The sequence below is a fragment of the Candidatus Rokuibacteriota bacterium genome (assembly GCA_030647435.1).
In the GTDB taxonomy this organism is placed as follows: Bacteria; Methylomirabilota; Methylomirabilia; order Rokubacteriales; family CSP1-6; genus AR37.
Window position 1 is genome coordinate 17,286 of record JAUSJX010000030.1, and the last position, 12,886, is coordinate 30,171.

General features: G+C 68.7%; 10 protein-coding genes. 2 read left to right on the plus strand and 8 right to left on the minus strand.

Annotation, left to right across the window (positions count from 1 at the left end; all coding sequences use genetic code 11):
• Positions 1–27 precede the first annotated feature (27 nt).
• From Q7W02_05875 to tsaB, 8 genes are all read right to left on the minus strand, one after another.
• A complete protein-coding gene (locus Q7W02_05875) occupies positions 28–1,203 on the minus strand; it encodes an acyl-CoA dehydrogenase family protein (GenBank protein ID MDO8475715.1) in 1,176 nt (391 codons plus the stop codon).
• Positions 1,204–2,044: 841 nt separating this feature from the next.
• Positions 2,045–3,445 carry a 3-oxoacyl-[acyl-carrier-protein] synthase III C-terminal domain-containing protein gene (locus tag Q7W02_05880; GenBank protein ID MDO8475716.1) on the minus strand — a complete coding sequence of 467 codons (1,401 nt, stop codon included), beginning with the start codon at positions 3,443–3,445 and terminating at the stop codon, positions 2,045–2,047.
• 89 nt (positions 3,446–3,534) lie between these two features.
• Positions 3,535–5,313: a CoA-transferase gene (locus Q7W02_05885; GenBank protein ID MDO8475717.1), complete on the minus strand. Its 1,779-nt coding sequence runs from the start codon at positions 5,311–5,313 to the stop codon at positions 3,535–3,537.
• Positions 5,314–5,320: 7 nt separating this feature from the next.
• Positions 5,321–7,354, minus strand: coding sequence for a (Fe-S)-binding protein (locus Q7W02_05890; protein ID MDO8475718.1), 2,034 nt, complete (start codon positions 7,352–7,354; stop codon positions 5,321–5,323).
• Positions 7,355–7,436: 82 nt separating this feature from the next.
• Entirely contained in the window at positions 7,437–8,426 is a 990-nt protein-coding gene (gene meaB / locus Q7W02_05895; GenBank protein ID MDO8475719.1) for a methylmalonyl Co-A mutase-associated GTPase MeaB, read from the minus strand.
• 69 nt (positions 8,427–8,495) lie between these two features.
• Entirely contained in the window at positions 8,496–9,137 is a 642-nt protein-coding gene (locus tag Q7W02_05900) for a YceI family protein (GenBank protein MDO8475720.1), read from the minus strand.
• A 61-nt stretch (positions 9,138–9,198) separates the two neighbouring features.
• Positions 9,199–9,669 carry a ribosomal protein S18-alanine N-acetyltransferase gene (rimI, locus tag Q7W02_05905; GenBank protein MDO8475721.1) on the minus strand — a complete coding sequence of 157 codons (471 nt, stop codon included), beginning with the start codon at positions 9,667–9,669 and terminating at the stop codon, positions 9,199–9,201.
• A gap of 32 nt (positions 9,670–9,701) precedes the next feature.
• Entirely contained in the window at positions 9,702–10,385 is a 684-nt protein-coding gene (tsaB, locus tag Q7W02_05910) for a tRNA (adenosine(37)-N6)-threonylcarbamoyltransferase complex dimerization subunit type 1 TsaB (GenBank protein MDO8475722.1), read from the minus strand.
• A 363-nt stretch (positions 10,386–10,748) separates the two neighbouring features.
• Here tsaB and Q7W02_05915 point away from each other — a divergent pair, with 363 nt between their 5' ends.
• Both Q7W02_05915 and Q7W02_05920 read left to right on the plus strand, forming a co-directional pair.
• Complete coding sequence (locus Q7W02_05915) at positions 10,749–11,396, plus strand: phosphoribosyltransferase family protein (protein MDO8475723.1); 648 nt, start codon at positions 10,749–10,751, stop codon at positions 11,394–11,396.
• Positions 11,397–11,696: 300 nt separating this feature from the next.
• Complete coding sequence (locus Q7W02_05920; GenBank protein MDO8475724.1) at positions 11,697–12,572, plus strand: DMT family transporter; 876 nt, start codon at positions 11,697–11,699, stop codon at positions 12,570–12,572.
• Positions 12,573–12,886 lie beyond the last annotated feature (314 nt).

Sequence of the window (12,886 nt, forward strand, 5' to 3'; positions counted from 1 at the left end):
CAGCCTCCTTTTAAGAGGAATGATTGCCTATCCCCAGCGCGGCTGCTCGCCCAGTTCGATGCCGAGGACGGTCTTGCCGACGATCTCGTGGACGAGCAGCGTGTTCGCCGGGTGGAAGCCGCCACAGCGCGCGTCCCGATAGAGCCGTTCCAGCTCATTGGACTTGAACATGCCTCCCCCGCCGGAGACAGCCATGGCGAGGTCGACGACTTTCTTCGCGGCCTCGACGGCGTTGTGCTTGGCCGCCACGAGCTTCATCGGCCACTGGGCGCCGTGATCGACGCCGGTGGACCAATCTTCGGCGACGCGGTCGACCTGCGCTCCGGCCGACTCCAGCGCCAGCTGCATGTCGGAGAAGCAGCGCTGGACCTCCGGGTGATAGGCCATCGAACGCGTCAGCGCAAGAGAGGTCCGCTTCTTGACGCCGGCGGCGGCGATGTCACGCGCGCGCTCGGCAAGGCCGAGGTAGATGCTGCCGAAGGTCGGCTCGGCCCAGCCGAAGATGGCGAGGACGAAGAGATCCGCGGTGCCGGCCGGGACCACTCGGGAGACGTACTTGTCGGGGATGAAGGCGCCGTCGAGCAGCGTATCGTCGCTGCGGGTGGCCCGCATGCCGAGGGTGTCCCAGGTCTCCTTGATGGTGTAGCCCTTGGCCTCGCGCGGCAGGAAGGCGTGAACGATCTTCGGTCCGCCGGGATCGGCGGCATTCATGGCGTGCAGGCCCAAGCGCGTCCAGACCGGCGTGAGGCTACTGAAGGTCTTGTGCCCCCAGAATTTGTACCCGCCGTCGGCACGCTCGGCCTTGGCCGTCGACAGGAAGAGCGGAAGGTCGTTGCCGGCTTCGCCGTGGCCGGCCGCGAAGACTTCGCCGGCCGCGGCTTCGCGCAGTACCCATTCGAGGGAGGCGTCGCCCATCTTCCGCATGTCGGCGGCCACGCCGGTCCAGTAGAGGTGCATGTTCGTGGCCAGCGCGGTAGCGGGCGCGCGGTAGGCGAGCCGCCGCTGCTCGCGGCACACGTCCGCGAGCGACATGCCGTGCCCGCCGAGCTCCTTCGGGATGGCGATCTTGAGATAGCCGGCCGCGCGGAGCTCCTCGAAGTCCTCGGTGAAGAACCGGTTTTCCCGGTCGTAGGCCGCGGCGCGGTCGCCGCAGTGGGCGATGATCTCATCGGAGAGAGCGGCGCCGTTTCCCGTAGGTGTCATCACGAGACCTCCTTGTGAGCTCTGCGAGTGACGCTGGCCTCGACGCCATGCCGCGCGAGTCGCGGCTGTCGTCGTGGCTCGCCGGCCGAGGTCATGACGCCGAGGCGTGCGCGTCACGACTGGACGCCTAATGTGCCTCTCCCCCCGGGTTCGTGTCAAGGGGGCGGCGGGATCATGGCGGGTGTCCATCCTTCCGACTTCCGGCTCCACGCGGCTCGCGGTTTTGCGCTAGGCTGTCGGCAGGAGGTCACACGATGAAGAACGTGGAGGCGCGTAAGTAACATAACGCCTGTTCTCCGACCCGGCGGCCCTGGGGGCCTTGTCACAGCGCGGATGACCCGTGGCATCTCGCGCCGATCCTGTCAGCGCGCACGTGACAAGTTAAACCGGAGCCTCGAGGCGGCGAGCGGGCGCCGTCCACCGGGGCGCCCACACAGACCGCCGCGGTCGCCCGGGCTCCCGGCACCTGTGACAGGGTCATGTCAGGCAGGGCCTGCTGCTCGGCTCGTGCCGCAGCACCGGAGGACGGAGGCCGCGGGCCGGCCCTCGCACCCGGGCGCCCGAGATGGGCGAGGATCCGCTGGATGACGACGGGGTCGTCGATCGTGGCCGTCAGCTGCATCCGCCCGGCGCAGCGCGGACAGCGCAGGACATCCCAGCCGAAGGCCCGGCGCATGAGCGCTGCCCACGTCCAGTAGCGGGGCCGGGCCGCGCCCGGGCGTCCCGCCCCGGCCCTCGCTGTTGATTCGTTCCGCTCCGTCGCTGGGTCACCGTCGGTGCGACGATAGGCGACGACGCCGGGCCGGCAGATCGCCGAGGTATTTGAAGAAAACCAACCACTTCACGCGGGCCGGAACTTCCAGAAGTAGCTGATGAAGCCCTCGCCCTCGTGGATCCGGCGGAAGCAGAGCTCCACGGGCATCTCGAAGCCGACCGTCGCGGGATCGCAGTCGGTCAGCTGGCCGTAGAAGCGGCCGCCGCCCTCGAGGTCCGCCGAGACCATCACGGTCGGCGGGTCGGGGTTGGGCACGAGGTGGTCCTTGGTAAACGTGAAGACCTTCCCGCGCCGAGAAATCTTGTAGTCGGCAAGCTTCTTCGAGGAGCACTGCCAGCAGAGATGCCGGCGCGGGTAGGAGACGGCGCCGCAGTCCCCGCACTTCTGGCCGTAGAGCCGCAGGTTCTGCTTCTCCTCGCGCACCGCCGTGGGCACGCTGGCGAAAGCGCGAATGACCTCCGTCTCGACGTGGCGGCGGAAGTTGAGGAACTTGCCGTAGTGCGGGAGCGGCACGCCGCCGGCGAGCTGGGCCGAGACCGGCCGGTGGATGACAACCTTGGCGAGCGCCTCGGTGCACTGGAAGAGGAGCGCCTCGGCGCCGCTGCCGTAGGAGACGACGAGGACCTGGTCGCCCGGCTTCGATTCCTCCAGCGCCGCCGCCAGGCCGAGGAGACACGAGGCCGAGCCCGTGTTGCCGGCGCGCCCGATGACGGACTCCTTCGGTATGGCCGATTCCGGCAGCTTGAGCTGCTTGAGGACGGCCGCGTGGGTGCGCGCGTCGGGAGCGTACAGGACGACCTTGGCGATGTCCTCGCGCTTGCGCCCGGTCGCCTTCAGCACGCCCTCCACCGCTTCGGCGATGTGCTTGTCGAGGCCGTAGGCCCTAACGAAGGTCATGTCCGGCAGCACTGTCAGGTAGCGGTCGCCCTGCAGCCGCCACACATCGGTGAAGTCGTGGCTCGCGGTGTAGGCGCCCTCGAAGCTCGCGATGACATCCCCGCTGCCGACCAGGACCGCTCCCGCGCCGTCACCCAGCTGGGCCTCCTCCGCGGTGCCCGGCGCCACGGGGCGCACGTCGCCCGCGGCCACCAGCGCCTGCGCGGCCGAGCCCGCCTTGACCGTGTCGAGCGCGAGTCTCAACGCCGTCGTGCCGCAGCGGAGCGAGCCGCCGAGGTCGGCCGTCAGGACCTCGGGAGACAGATCCGCCACCGTGGCCAGGATGGCGGCGCTCGACTTCTCGGCATAGGGCGCGGAGGTCGAGGCGAGGAAGCAGGCGCCGATGCTCTTGATATCCCGCCCGTTCAGCGCGTTGAGCACGGCCTCGCAGGACATCGTCAGGCTGTCCTCGTCGTAGTTGGCGACGGCGCGCTCGCCGCCGGCTCCCGCGCCGCCCCACACGGCGCCGAGCGCCTTGCCCGAGAGGCGATACCTCGGAACGTGCCCGCCTACGGACAGGATGCCGATCATATGCCCCTCACCCTCTGCCCCACACCCAACCCTCTCCCCGGAGGGGAGGGGGGGAAGAGGAGGCTGGCGCATCACCCAAGCTGGCGTCATCAGCCCAGGAAGTAGCGGCGCGGATCGAAGAGACGGATCAGCGCGAGCTCCTCCGCGGTCGGCGGCTCGAAGCGCCTGAGCCCGGGCGCGACGGCGAGATCCCAGCCGCAGGCCGCGCGCGCCGCTTCGACCGCCTGCGCCTCGGGCCGGTTGCCGAAGACGCCGGTGAGCCTGAGCGCGCCGTCCTCGTGCTCCTTCTCGTAGACGCCGAGATCCGACACCACGGTGCGCACGGTCCTGCCGGGCGCCGTGATGTACGGCACCTTGTCCACGAAGCGCTGCGGCGACTGCAGCAGGGACACGACCACCTCCCGCGCCGAGGAGGTGATGTCGTTGGCTCCGCCCGAGCCGGTGACGTACGTCTTCCCCGGGATGATGGTCGAGTTGATGTTGCCGTACTTGTCGATCTGGCCGGCGGCGAGCGAGCCGAGACACGCGTTGTGGCGCCCGCCCATGAAGATACCCATGACGTGCAGGATGTCCGTCAGCATCTTGCACGTGGGAAAATTGCGGAACGAGAAGACGAAGGGCTCGGCAGGGCGCGGCAGGTAGCCGACCATGCCCGTCTCGGCCATGATCTCGACATCCACGCCCGACTGCTTGAGCTCATAGCCGGCGAGCCACGCGGCAAGGTTGGAGTTGCCGACACCGGCGAGGAAGGTCTTGTAGCCGTGCGCGCGCACTTTCTCCTGAAGCATCCGCGCCGCCGCGACCACCATCCACTCGGGCGCGGTGGCGGGCGCGCCCACCGGGGGCAGCGCGGAGGAGAGCGCTTCGAGCTCGGGCACCCACGCGTCGGTGTCGGCCCTGCCCTTGGTCTCCATGATCTTCGCGTAGCCGACCTTGGCGAGGTAGGCCTCGTGCGTCGGGACGTCGAGGATCCACTCCTTGATCCACGCGTCCGCCGTCTCCGGCTTCCTGAAGGCGCGGCGGCACTCGAGGATCCAGTCGAGGTCCTCAGCGTAGCCCTCGAGCTCTGGCAGGCCCATGCCGTACATGCCGCCCGGGTGGCAGCCCTGCGGCGTTTCGACAACCGCCCGCACGTACTGGGCGGGAAGCCTGACGAGGTGCGCGTGGCGGCGGATGAACTCGGTCGGCACGATGCGCTCCACCGTTACCACCGCCCCCCGGCGCGCGGCCATGGCGCCGTAGAGGTTCTCGTTCATCGGCGTCCCAATGATGACGTTGCCCGCGCGATCCGCCACCCATCCATGAACGAGCGCCACGTCCGGCACGAGCGCGCGCACGTAGCCCACGCGCCCGGGGCCGCCGAAGGGGTCGTCGACCGCGAGGAAGTCCCCCGCCCGCGTATTGTCCTCCTCCATGGAGGAGCCGAGCAGCGACTTCGTCGGCAGGAAGGGCACGCCCATGGCGCCCGCCAGCAGGCGCAGGGGGAAGGTCAGCATGGACCAGTTCTGCACCTCGAGGCGGCCCTCGAGCACGGCACGGGAGATGAGCGCCTGCGGCGTCGGGAAGGGGTAGCCCTCGCCCATGAAGGTCGTGATGGCCCGGCGGACGAGCTTCCCGTGGATGAGCGCGGTCCATGGAGACCCGATGCCGACGGCGGCGAGCGTGAAGCCGGGCGTCTTGCCCCACCACTGGCGCGCGATCTCGCGCACGGCCGCATTCGCGCGGCCGTGGGCGGCGGCAAAGTAGAGCGTGTCGCCGGCCTCGACGTGGCGGCGCACGCCTTCTTCGAGGGTCGCGGTCTTGTCCGGTCCCTCGTGGAGCGGCAGCTCGAGGCGCCGCCTGATGATCTCCTGGTAGGCCGAGTCCACCGCGCGCCTACTCGAGGCTCTCGGCAAGCACCTCGGCGATGTCCCTGGTCTTGATCTTGTCGGCGACTTCCTTGCTCTTCACCGCGTCCTCGAACATGGTCAGGCAGAAGGGGCATGCCGACGCCAGGATATCGGGCTTGACCTCCATGGCCTGCTCCACGCGCACCTGGCTCACGCGGCGGCCCTCGTTCTCCTCCATCCACGCGCGGCCGCCCCCGCCGCCGCAGCAGAAGCCCTTTTTCCGGTTGAGGCTCATCTCGAGCAAGTCGCCCCGGCTCGTGGAGGCCAGCACCCGCCGCGGCTCCTCGTACACGTCGTTGTACCGGCCCAGGTTGCACGCGTCGTGATAGGTGATCCGCTCGGTACGGTCGCGCTTGACGCGAAGCCGTCCCGAGGCGACCAGCTCGTCCAGCAGCTGGCTGTGGTGGATCACCTTGAAGCGGCCGTCGAAGTCCGGATACTCGTTCCGGATCGTGTTGAAGCAGTGGGGGCACGCCGTGACGATGGTCTGGAACCGGTAGCGCTTCAGGATCTCGATGTTCCCTTGGGCCAGCGTCTGGTACAGGTACTCGTGCCCCAGGCGACGGGCCGGCTCGCCCGTGCACTTCTCCTCGTTGCCGAGGATGGCGAAGTCCACTCCGGCGGCCTGGAGGAGCTTCACGAAGGCCCGCGCGACCTTCTTGTTGCGCTCGTCGAAAGACCCGTAGCAGCCGACCCAGTAGAGGTACTCGGCTTGGCTCACGTCGCTCATGACCTTGACACCCAGGTCCTTCGCCCAGTCGGCCCGCGTCTGCCACGACATCTGCCACGGGTTCCCGTTGGTCTCGAGGTTGCGGAACGTGGGCTGCAGCTCCGCCGGGAAGCGCGACTCCGTCAAGACGAGCCAGCGCCGCATATCCACGATCTTCGGCACGTGCTCGATGAACACGGGGCACGCGTCCACGCACCAGCGGCAGGTCGTGCAGGCCCAGAGGACGTTGTCCTTGATGACCCCGCCCACCATGGGCACCTCATGGGCCGTCTCGGCGCTTCCGTTCCCGGCCTTGGCGAGCGGTCCTGGGGCGAGCGGCCCTGGGGCGAGCAGCCCCTGGCCGCCTTCCAGGAGGTGATCCCGAAGGTTGAGGATGAGCCACTTCGGGTCCAGCTCCTTGCCGCTGACGTTGGCAGGACAGCCGGACGTGCACCGCCCGCACTCCGTGCAGTTGTAGAGGTCGAAGAGGTCCTTCCAGGTGAACTCCGTCACTGCGCCGACTCCGAAGCTCTCGGCGTTCTCCAGGTCCGCGGTCGGGAACTGGCCCTTCGGGGTCTGCGGCCCGAAGAACACGTTGAACGGGGCGGCCATGATGTGCAGGTGCTTCGAGTACGGCAGGTACACCAGGAAGCCCAGGAGGAGCACGGCATGGAGCCACCAAGACACGTGGAAGAGCGCCTGCACCGCCCCGTGGGGGAGCCCTGCCGAGACGAGCGCCAACGCCCGGCCGGCGAACTGCCAGTGGTCGCTCGGGGCCGGGGCCAGGAGGATCCGGCCGGCGTCGGCGGCCAGGTCCGTCACCATGAGACCGAAGATCAGGAGCAGGATCAGCAGCGCCTCGGTGGACATCGTCAGGCGGCGCGGCTTGGTCACGAGCCGGCGGAACATCGCATACGCGATGGCCGCGATGACCCCCAGGCTGAAGGCATCTTGAAGGATCAGGTAGGCCGGCGTGTTCGAAAGGAGCGGGAGATAGAACGCCTCCGTCACCCCTTTGCCGAAGAACTCGATCGTGCCGAGGGTCAGGATGCAGAAGCCCCAGAAGATCGTGGCATGCATGAGCCCGGGCCAGAAGTCCCCGCGCAGGAGCCTCGCCTGGCCCAGGACGTTCACGATGACGGAGCCGAGGCGCGCGGGCACGTGGTCGCACCGGGCGGCCGGCTTTCCGATCAGCATGAGGCGGACGAGGAAGGCCGCCCGGCGCGCGAAGAGGGCGACGGCAACCACGATCAGCGCGTAGAAAAACACCGCACCGGGGATGACCCCATACCACTGGTGCGAGGGCGACATTTAGCGAAACCTCCGTTCGGGTAGCGAAACCTCCGTTCGGGGCGACGGTTGGGCTTCATAGTGCGTTGCGGCCCTGGAGGTGTCAAGGCTGGCGCAGGAGCCGCGCCAGGATGCGCTCCACCCCGGAGTAGGCGTCCAGCGTACCGCCCGCCACGGCATCGACCACCGCGATCAGCTCCGGGTCCCGCTCGACCGCGGCCATCACGCGCCCCGCGAATTCCTCGACCAGGAGCGTGCGCAGCTCCGCCCTCCGTCGCGCCTGGCGCCGCTTCTGGAGCGCGCCCGCCTCCTCGAGGGCCCGGCGGTGGCGCTTCACCTCCGTCAGCAGCTCGGCGACGCCGACGTCGTTGGTCGCCTGGGCGGCCAGCACGGGGATCTCCCAGTCGATGTCCTTGGCCGACACGCTGCTCGAGTAATGGAGGTGCACCGAGAAGCTCAGCTCGGCCATGAGCGCATGCGCCCCGTCGCGGTCGGCCTTGTTCACCACGAAGATATCCGCCACCTCCATGAGCCCGGCCTTCATCGCTTGGATGGAGTCGCCGGATTCGGGCACGAGCGTCACGACCGTGGTGTCCGCCTGTCTGATGATGTCGAGCTCCGTCTGCCCGACGCCGACCGTCTCGATGAGGATCCACGGAAAGCCGAAGGCGTCCATGAGCTTGATGACGTCTCCCGTCGCGGCGGCGAGGCCTCCGAGACTGCCGCGGGTGGCCATGCTGCGGATGAAGACGTCGGGATCGAGGGTGTGCGCCTGCATGCGAATGCGATCGCCGAGGACGGCGCCGCCCGTGAAGGGGCTCGACGGGTCGACGGCGATGACGCCGACGCTGGCGCCTTCGGCGCGGAGCCTGGCCGTGAGCCGGTCAACGAGCGTGGACTTGCCCGCGCCCGGAGGCCCGGTGACTCCCAGCACGTGCGCGCGGCCCAGGCGCGGCTGGACGGAGCGCATGATCTCGGCCACGCCGGGCATGCGGTTCTCGACGCGGGTGATGAGGCGGGCCAGCGCGAGACGGTCGCCCGCCAACATACGCTCGACGAGCTTCTGCTGAGGAGCGGGCTCGGGGGGAGGCACCCGGCGATTCTAGCAGATTTGGGGCGGCGCCCCGGAGACGCGGCAAGCCTCTCCGGGGCGCCGCTACGGCTACTGCTTGACGAAGGTCAGGTCGGTCTCGAGCTGGATCTCGTTCGAGAGCTTGAGGAACATCAACTGCGGGATCGTGATGCCGTGGTTGCTGAAGGTCGTGCCGAATCGGATCCTCGCCTTGACATTGTCGCTGGTGAAGCCGAACCGCTTCTGAGCCTCGACCTGCGCGGGCGTGAGCCTGATATAGGTCACGCGAGCATCGGCCACGGTCTCGAAGGGCTTCTGCTTGATCGTGAGGATGCCCCGGACCTTGGCCAGAACCTCTTTGCCCGGCTCGAGCTGCCCCTCGATGTCGATGCTCTTGATCTCGAAGACGGCGAACCTGTTCGCCTCATTGGCCGTGTCGAGGTACTGGGGCTGCTGCATGTCCGCATCACGCTTGGCCAGGCCGCTGGTGAGCGTGGTCAGGTCCACCTTGATCACGCCTGTGCCGCCTCCGGGCTTGAGCGGATCCACGGTGAGATTGCCCGTCACCGCGGGCCCCGCGGTGGTGCCCACGATCGTCTCGAGCGGCGCGTCCGTCTTGAACGTGGCGCGCGAATAGTTCGACAGCATCTTGAGATTGATCGGCTCCGCCGATGCCCAGGCCGGCAGGGCCACGGCCAGGGCGAGCACAGCCACGATGAGTCGTCGCATCATCAGTCTCTTCCCCCAGGGGGTTACGTAGACCCGCGCGGATGTCGCGCGTCGCGGGAATAACTCAGGGACCCGCGCTCCGGTTCCCAGCCACGGCCTGGGCGGCATCGCCGCCCAGCCGCGCCTCCATCACGAGGGCATCCTCGCCGGTGTCGAAATAATAACCCGTGCGTCTACCGATGACCTGGAACCCCAGGCTCTCGTAGAGCGCCAGCGCCCGCGTGTTGCTCGGGCGCACCTCGAGGAACGCCAGGGCCACGCCGCGCGTGATCCCCTCAGCCAGCGCGCCGGCGAGCAGCCGACGACCGACCGCGCGCCGCCGCAACTCGGGATGCACGGCCAGGTTGGTGATGTGGATCTCGTGGCCGATCTCCCAAAGGCACAGGTAGCCGACAATCCCGCGCCGGCCGCGCAGCACGGTGCAGCGGGCGACCTTGTTCTGCTCGATCTCGTAGCAGAAGGCCGCACGGGTCCAGGGCGTGGGGAAGGACGCGCGCTCGATGTCGAGCACCTGGTCGAGATCGCTCACGGCCATCGGGGCCGCAGTCAGCTCCTGGTCCACGCCGGTCAGCCCCGCCGCGACTTGAGCTCGGCCTCCGACGGGCGGAGGTAGAGCGGCGCCAGGGCCTCGGCGCTCACGCCGCCGCCCGCGACGAGCGCAGCGCGCCCGAGTACGGCCACGGCGGCCGCCGAGGGCATTCGCTGGGCGGCCGGGGCGACCCGAGCGCCCGCCCCTAGCCGATCGAGCCAGGGACGGCAGGCCTCGATCCCGTTGCCCAGCAGGATAACGGGCGCCTCGAGCCGCGCCGCCGCCGACTCCGGCGGCAGCGCCAGGTAGTCCCACTGCCGCTCCATCCCGCTCCCGCTCCAGCGGTACAACGAGAGATAGACCTCTCCCTTGCGCGCATCGAGGATGGGGCAGACGGGAGCATCCGCGAAGGGCAGGCGGGCGGCGAGCGCGTCGAGCGTCGGCACGGGAGCCACCGGCAGGTCGAGCGCCATGGCAAGCGCCTTGACGGTCGCCAAGCCCACGCGGAGCCCCGTGAAGGAGCCCGGCCCCACGGAGACGGCGAGACCGTCCAGATCCGCCGGGGCGAGCCCACAGTCGGCGAGCAGGCGGTCCACCGCCGACATGAGGCGCTCCGAGTGCGTGATGGCGATGTTCAGCGTGATCTCGCCGAGCACGCGGTCGTCGTCCAGCAGCGCGACCCCGCCCGACAGCGTGGCGCTCTCGACGGCGAGCAGCTTCATAATCCAGAAAGTCTACCACGCGGCGGAATCCCGGCGGCGCCGGTGGATCAGTTTAGCGCTGGGTACTGGGCCAAGTTGCGAGCCAAACCAACTCAGCTCTCGCCTCGGGGCTACGCCCCTCAGCTCGAACGGCCACGCCCGAGGGAGCCAGCTTTGCCTCGCGTACGTGAGTGTACGTTGAGCGCCGCTGGCGACCGAGAACGTGGAGATTCGAGCTGAGCGGTCTCGCCGCGAGGCGAGGGCTGAGTAGATTTGGCGAAGCAAATTGGCCCAGTACCGGGCATCTTTGGCATTGACAAGGCCTCGCCCCGGCCGTCATCCTAAGCGTCCATGACCCCGCCGACCGCGAAGGACAACGCCCGCATGGACGCCGAAGTACGCGAGAAGATCCACCTGGAAATCCTCAAGCGCACCGGCGCCTACCACGCCAACGACCACATCCTCCTGCCGTCCGGGCAGCACACGAGCGAGTACATCGAAAAGACCCTGGTCACCACCGAGGCCTCTTTCACCGAAGGGCTGGGCGCCGTCATCGCCAAGCACTTCGCCCCGTGGCCCATCGACGTGGTGCTCTCGACCGGCCCCGGGGCGCTCATCCTGTCCCACTGCGTGGCGCGCGCCCACCCGTCGCGCCCCACCCTCATGTACGGCACCAAGGGCGTGAGCGCGGGGAAGCGCAAGGTGACGCTGCCCTCAGAGTTTCACCGGCTGATCCGCCCCGCCACCAAGGTGCTGATCGTGGAAGATCTCGTCAGCTCCGGCACCACGGTCAAGCTCTTGAGCGATCTCGTCGAGGAGCTGGGAGGGCAGGTCATCGGCATCGGCGCCCTCTGGCGCCGCACGAAGAAGGCGGAGGTCGCCGGCAAGGAGATCTTCAGCCTCGTGAGCCGCGACTTCCCGACATATCCGCCCGAGCAGTGCCCGATGTGCAAGAAGGGCATGGCGCTCAACCAGGAATTCGTCCGCCGTCGCGAGCACCGCAAACCCTCCTCGGTGCGCGAGGAGAGCTAGCGCTCCGTTGGCGGCGTCGCGGCCCCCCAACGCGGTCCCCAAGATATGGGGTCCGATCGCCTTCTCTACCCCGCATGGTGTATTTTTTCCTTGACACTCCTCAGGGCCTGCCCGTAGAGTCTCGACAAGACCGACCTAACCGCGGGACGCGCGGGTGCGGGAGGGGGTGACACGATGGCGAAAAAGAAGAAGGCAGCCAAGAAGAAGAAGAAGTAAGGCGCCCGTTCTGGCGCTCGGCCCTGTCGGCCCCATCCCGGCAGGGCCGAACCATCTCTGGCGCCTCACGCGCACGACACTCCGATGAGCCACCGAGACGCGTACATCCTGCTCTCACTGGTCGCCCTCCTTTGGGCCGGCAACTTTCCCGCGAGCAAGATCGGTCTCGCAGAGCTGGGCCCGATCACGCTGACGACCGCACGCGCCGTGCTCGTGACACCCGTGCTCCTCCTCCTCGCGCGGTTTCTGCAGGGCCCCCTGCCGACCTTGAGGCGCAGCGACTACAAGACCTTCATCGTCCTCTCCCTGACCGGGCTCGTGTGCAACACGACGATCTGGTTCTGGGGGATGAAGTACACGAGCCCGATCAACGCGGGCATCCTGGGGGCGGCGGCTCCGGCCGTCGTCGCCGTGATCGGCGCGCTCTGGCTCGGCGACCGGATGTCGCGGGCGAGCATGGCGGGCATCGCGCTGACCGTGGCTGCCGTGGTCCTGACCATCTCTCACGGCTCGATCCAGACGCTGCGAACCCTCTCCTTCAACCGCGGCGACCTCCTGATCCTGACCTCCCAGATCGGCTGGGTCACCTACGCCCTCTACAGCCGGGCGACGACGACGCAGCTGGCGCCCGTGACCATCATGGCCGGGTCCCACGTGGTCTCCTCCGCGCTGCTGCTGCCCCTGGCGCTGGCAGTCGAGGGGTGGACTCCGCTCGCGCGCGCCGGCTGGGCCGGCTGGGGCGTGGTCCTCTACGGCGCCTTCCCGGTGACGCTCGGGCACCTCTGGTTCTACCAGGGCATCCGCACGGTGGGGGCAGGGCGCGCGGCGGTCTTCACCAACCTCATCCCGTTCCTGGTGATCGGGCTCTCGTGGGGGATCCTCGGCGAGCCCATCCGCTGGTACCACGCCGTCGGCGCCACGGTGGTGATCGCCGGCGTCGTCCTGACGACTCGGCGCTGATCCCCGAACCCGGGAAGGACGCGCCTTCGCCGACCACCGGTCATACTTCGGGGGGTCATACTTCCGAGGGTTATACTTCGGGCGATCTGTGCGCCGTGGTCATCGGGCTCCCCGGTCACGGAGCCGCTCCTTCGCCCAGTGGTGGTGGGAACCCAGGCGCGGCTCCGTGGGTTTAGCTAGTTTCTGTCGCGAAAGCCTGAATGCTCCGAGTTTTCACGGGGTTCGGGCGCGTGAAGATGCCGCCGCCGAGGCGCGGCGGCCGCCGGTTTTCGAGGAAACACGCGAAAGCGCGGGCGGTTTCTCATGGCTCGCCC

What these genes read in the sequence shown, in the direction of transcription:
- tsaB (MDO8475722.1), bottom strand. Translation starts at nt 10,385, where the DNA reads ATGAAGCTGCTCGCCGTCGAGAGCGCCACGCTGTCGGGCGGGGTCGCG.
- Q7W02_05875 (MDO8475715.1), bottom strand. Translation starts at nt 1,203, where the DNA reads ATGACACCTACGGGAAACGGCGCCGCTCTCTCCGATGAGATCATCGCC.
- Q7W02_05890 (MDO8475718.1), bottom strand. Translation starts at nt 7,354, where the DNA reads ATGTCGCCCTCGCACCAGTGGTATGGGGTCATCCCCGGTGCGGTGTTT.
- Q7W02_05900 (MDO8475720.1), bottom strand. Translation starts at nt 9,137, where the DNA reads ATGATGCGACGACTCATCGTGGCTGTGCTCGCCCTGGCCGTGGCCCTG.
- Q7W02_05920 (MDO8475724.1), top strand. Translation starts at nt 11,697, where the DNA reads ATGAGCCACCGAGACGCGTACATCCTGCTCTCACTGGTCGCCCTCCTT.
- Q7W02_05915 (MDO8475723.1), top strand. Translation starts at nt 10,749, where the DNA reads ATGGACGCCGAAGTACGCGAGAAGATCCACCTGGAAATCCTCAAGCGC.
- rimI (MDO8475721.1), bottom strand. Translation starts at nt 9,669, where the DNA reads ATGGCCGTGAGCGATCTCGACCAGGTGCTCGACATCGAGCGCGCGTCC.
- Q7W02_05880 (MDO8475716.1), bottom strand. Translation starts at nt 3,445, where the DNA reads ATGATCGGCATCCTGTCCGTAGGCGGGCACGTTCCGAGGTATCGCCTC.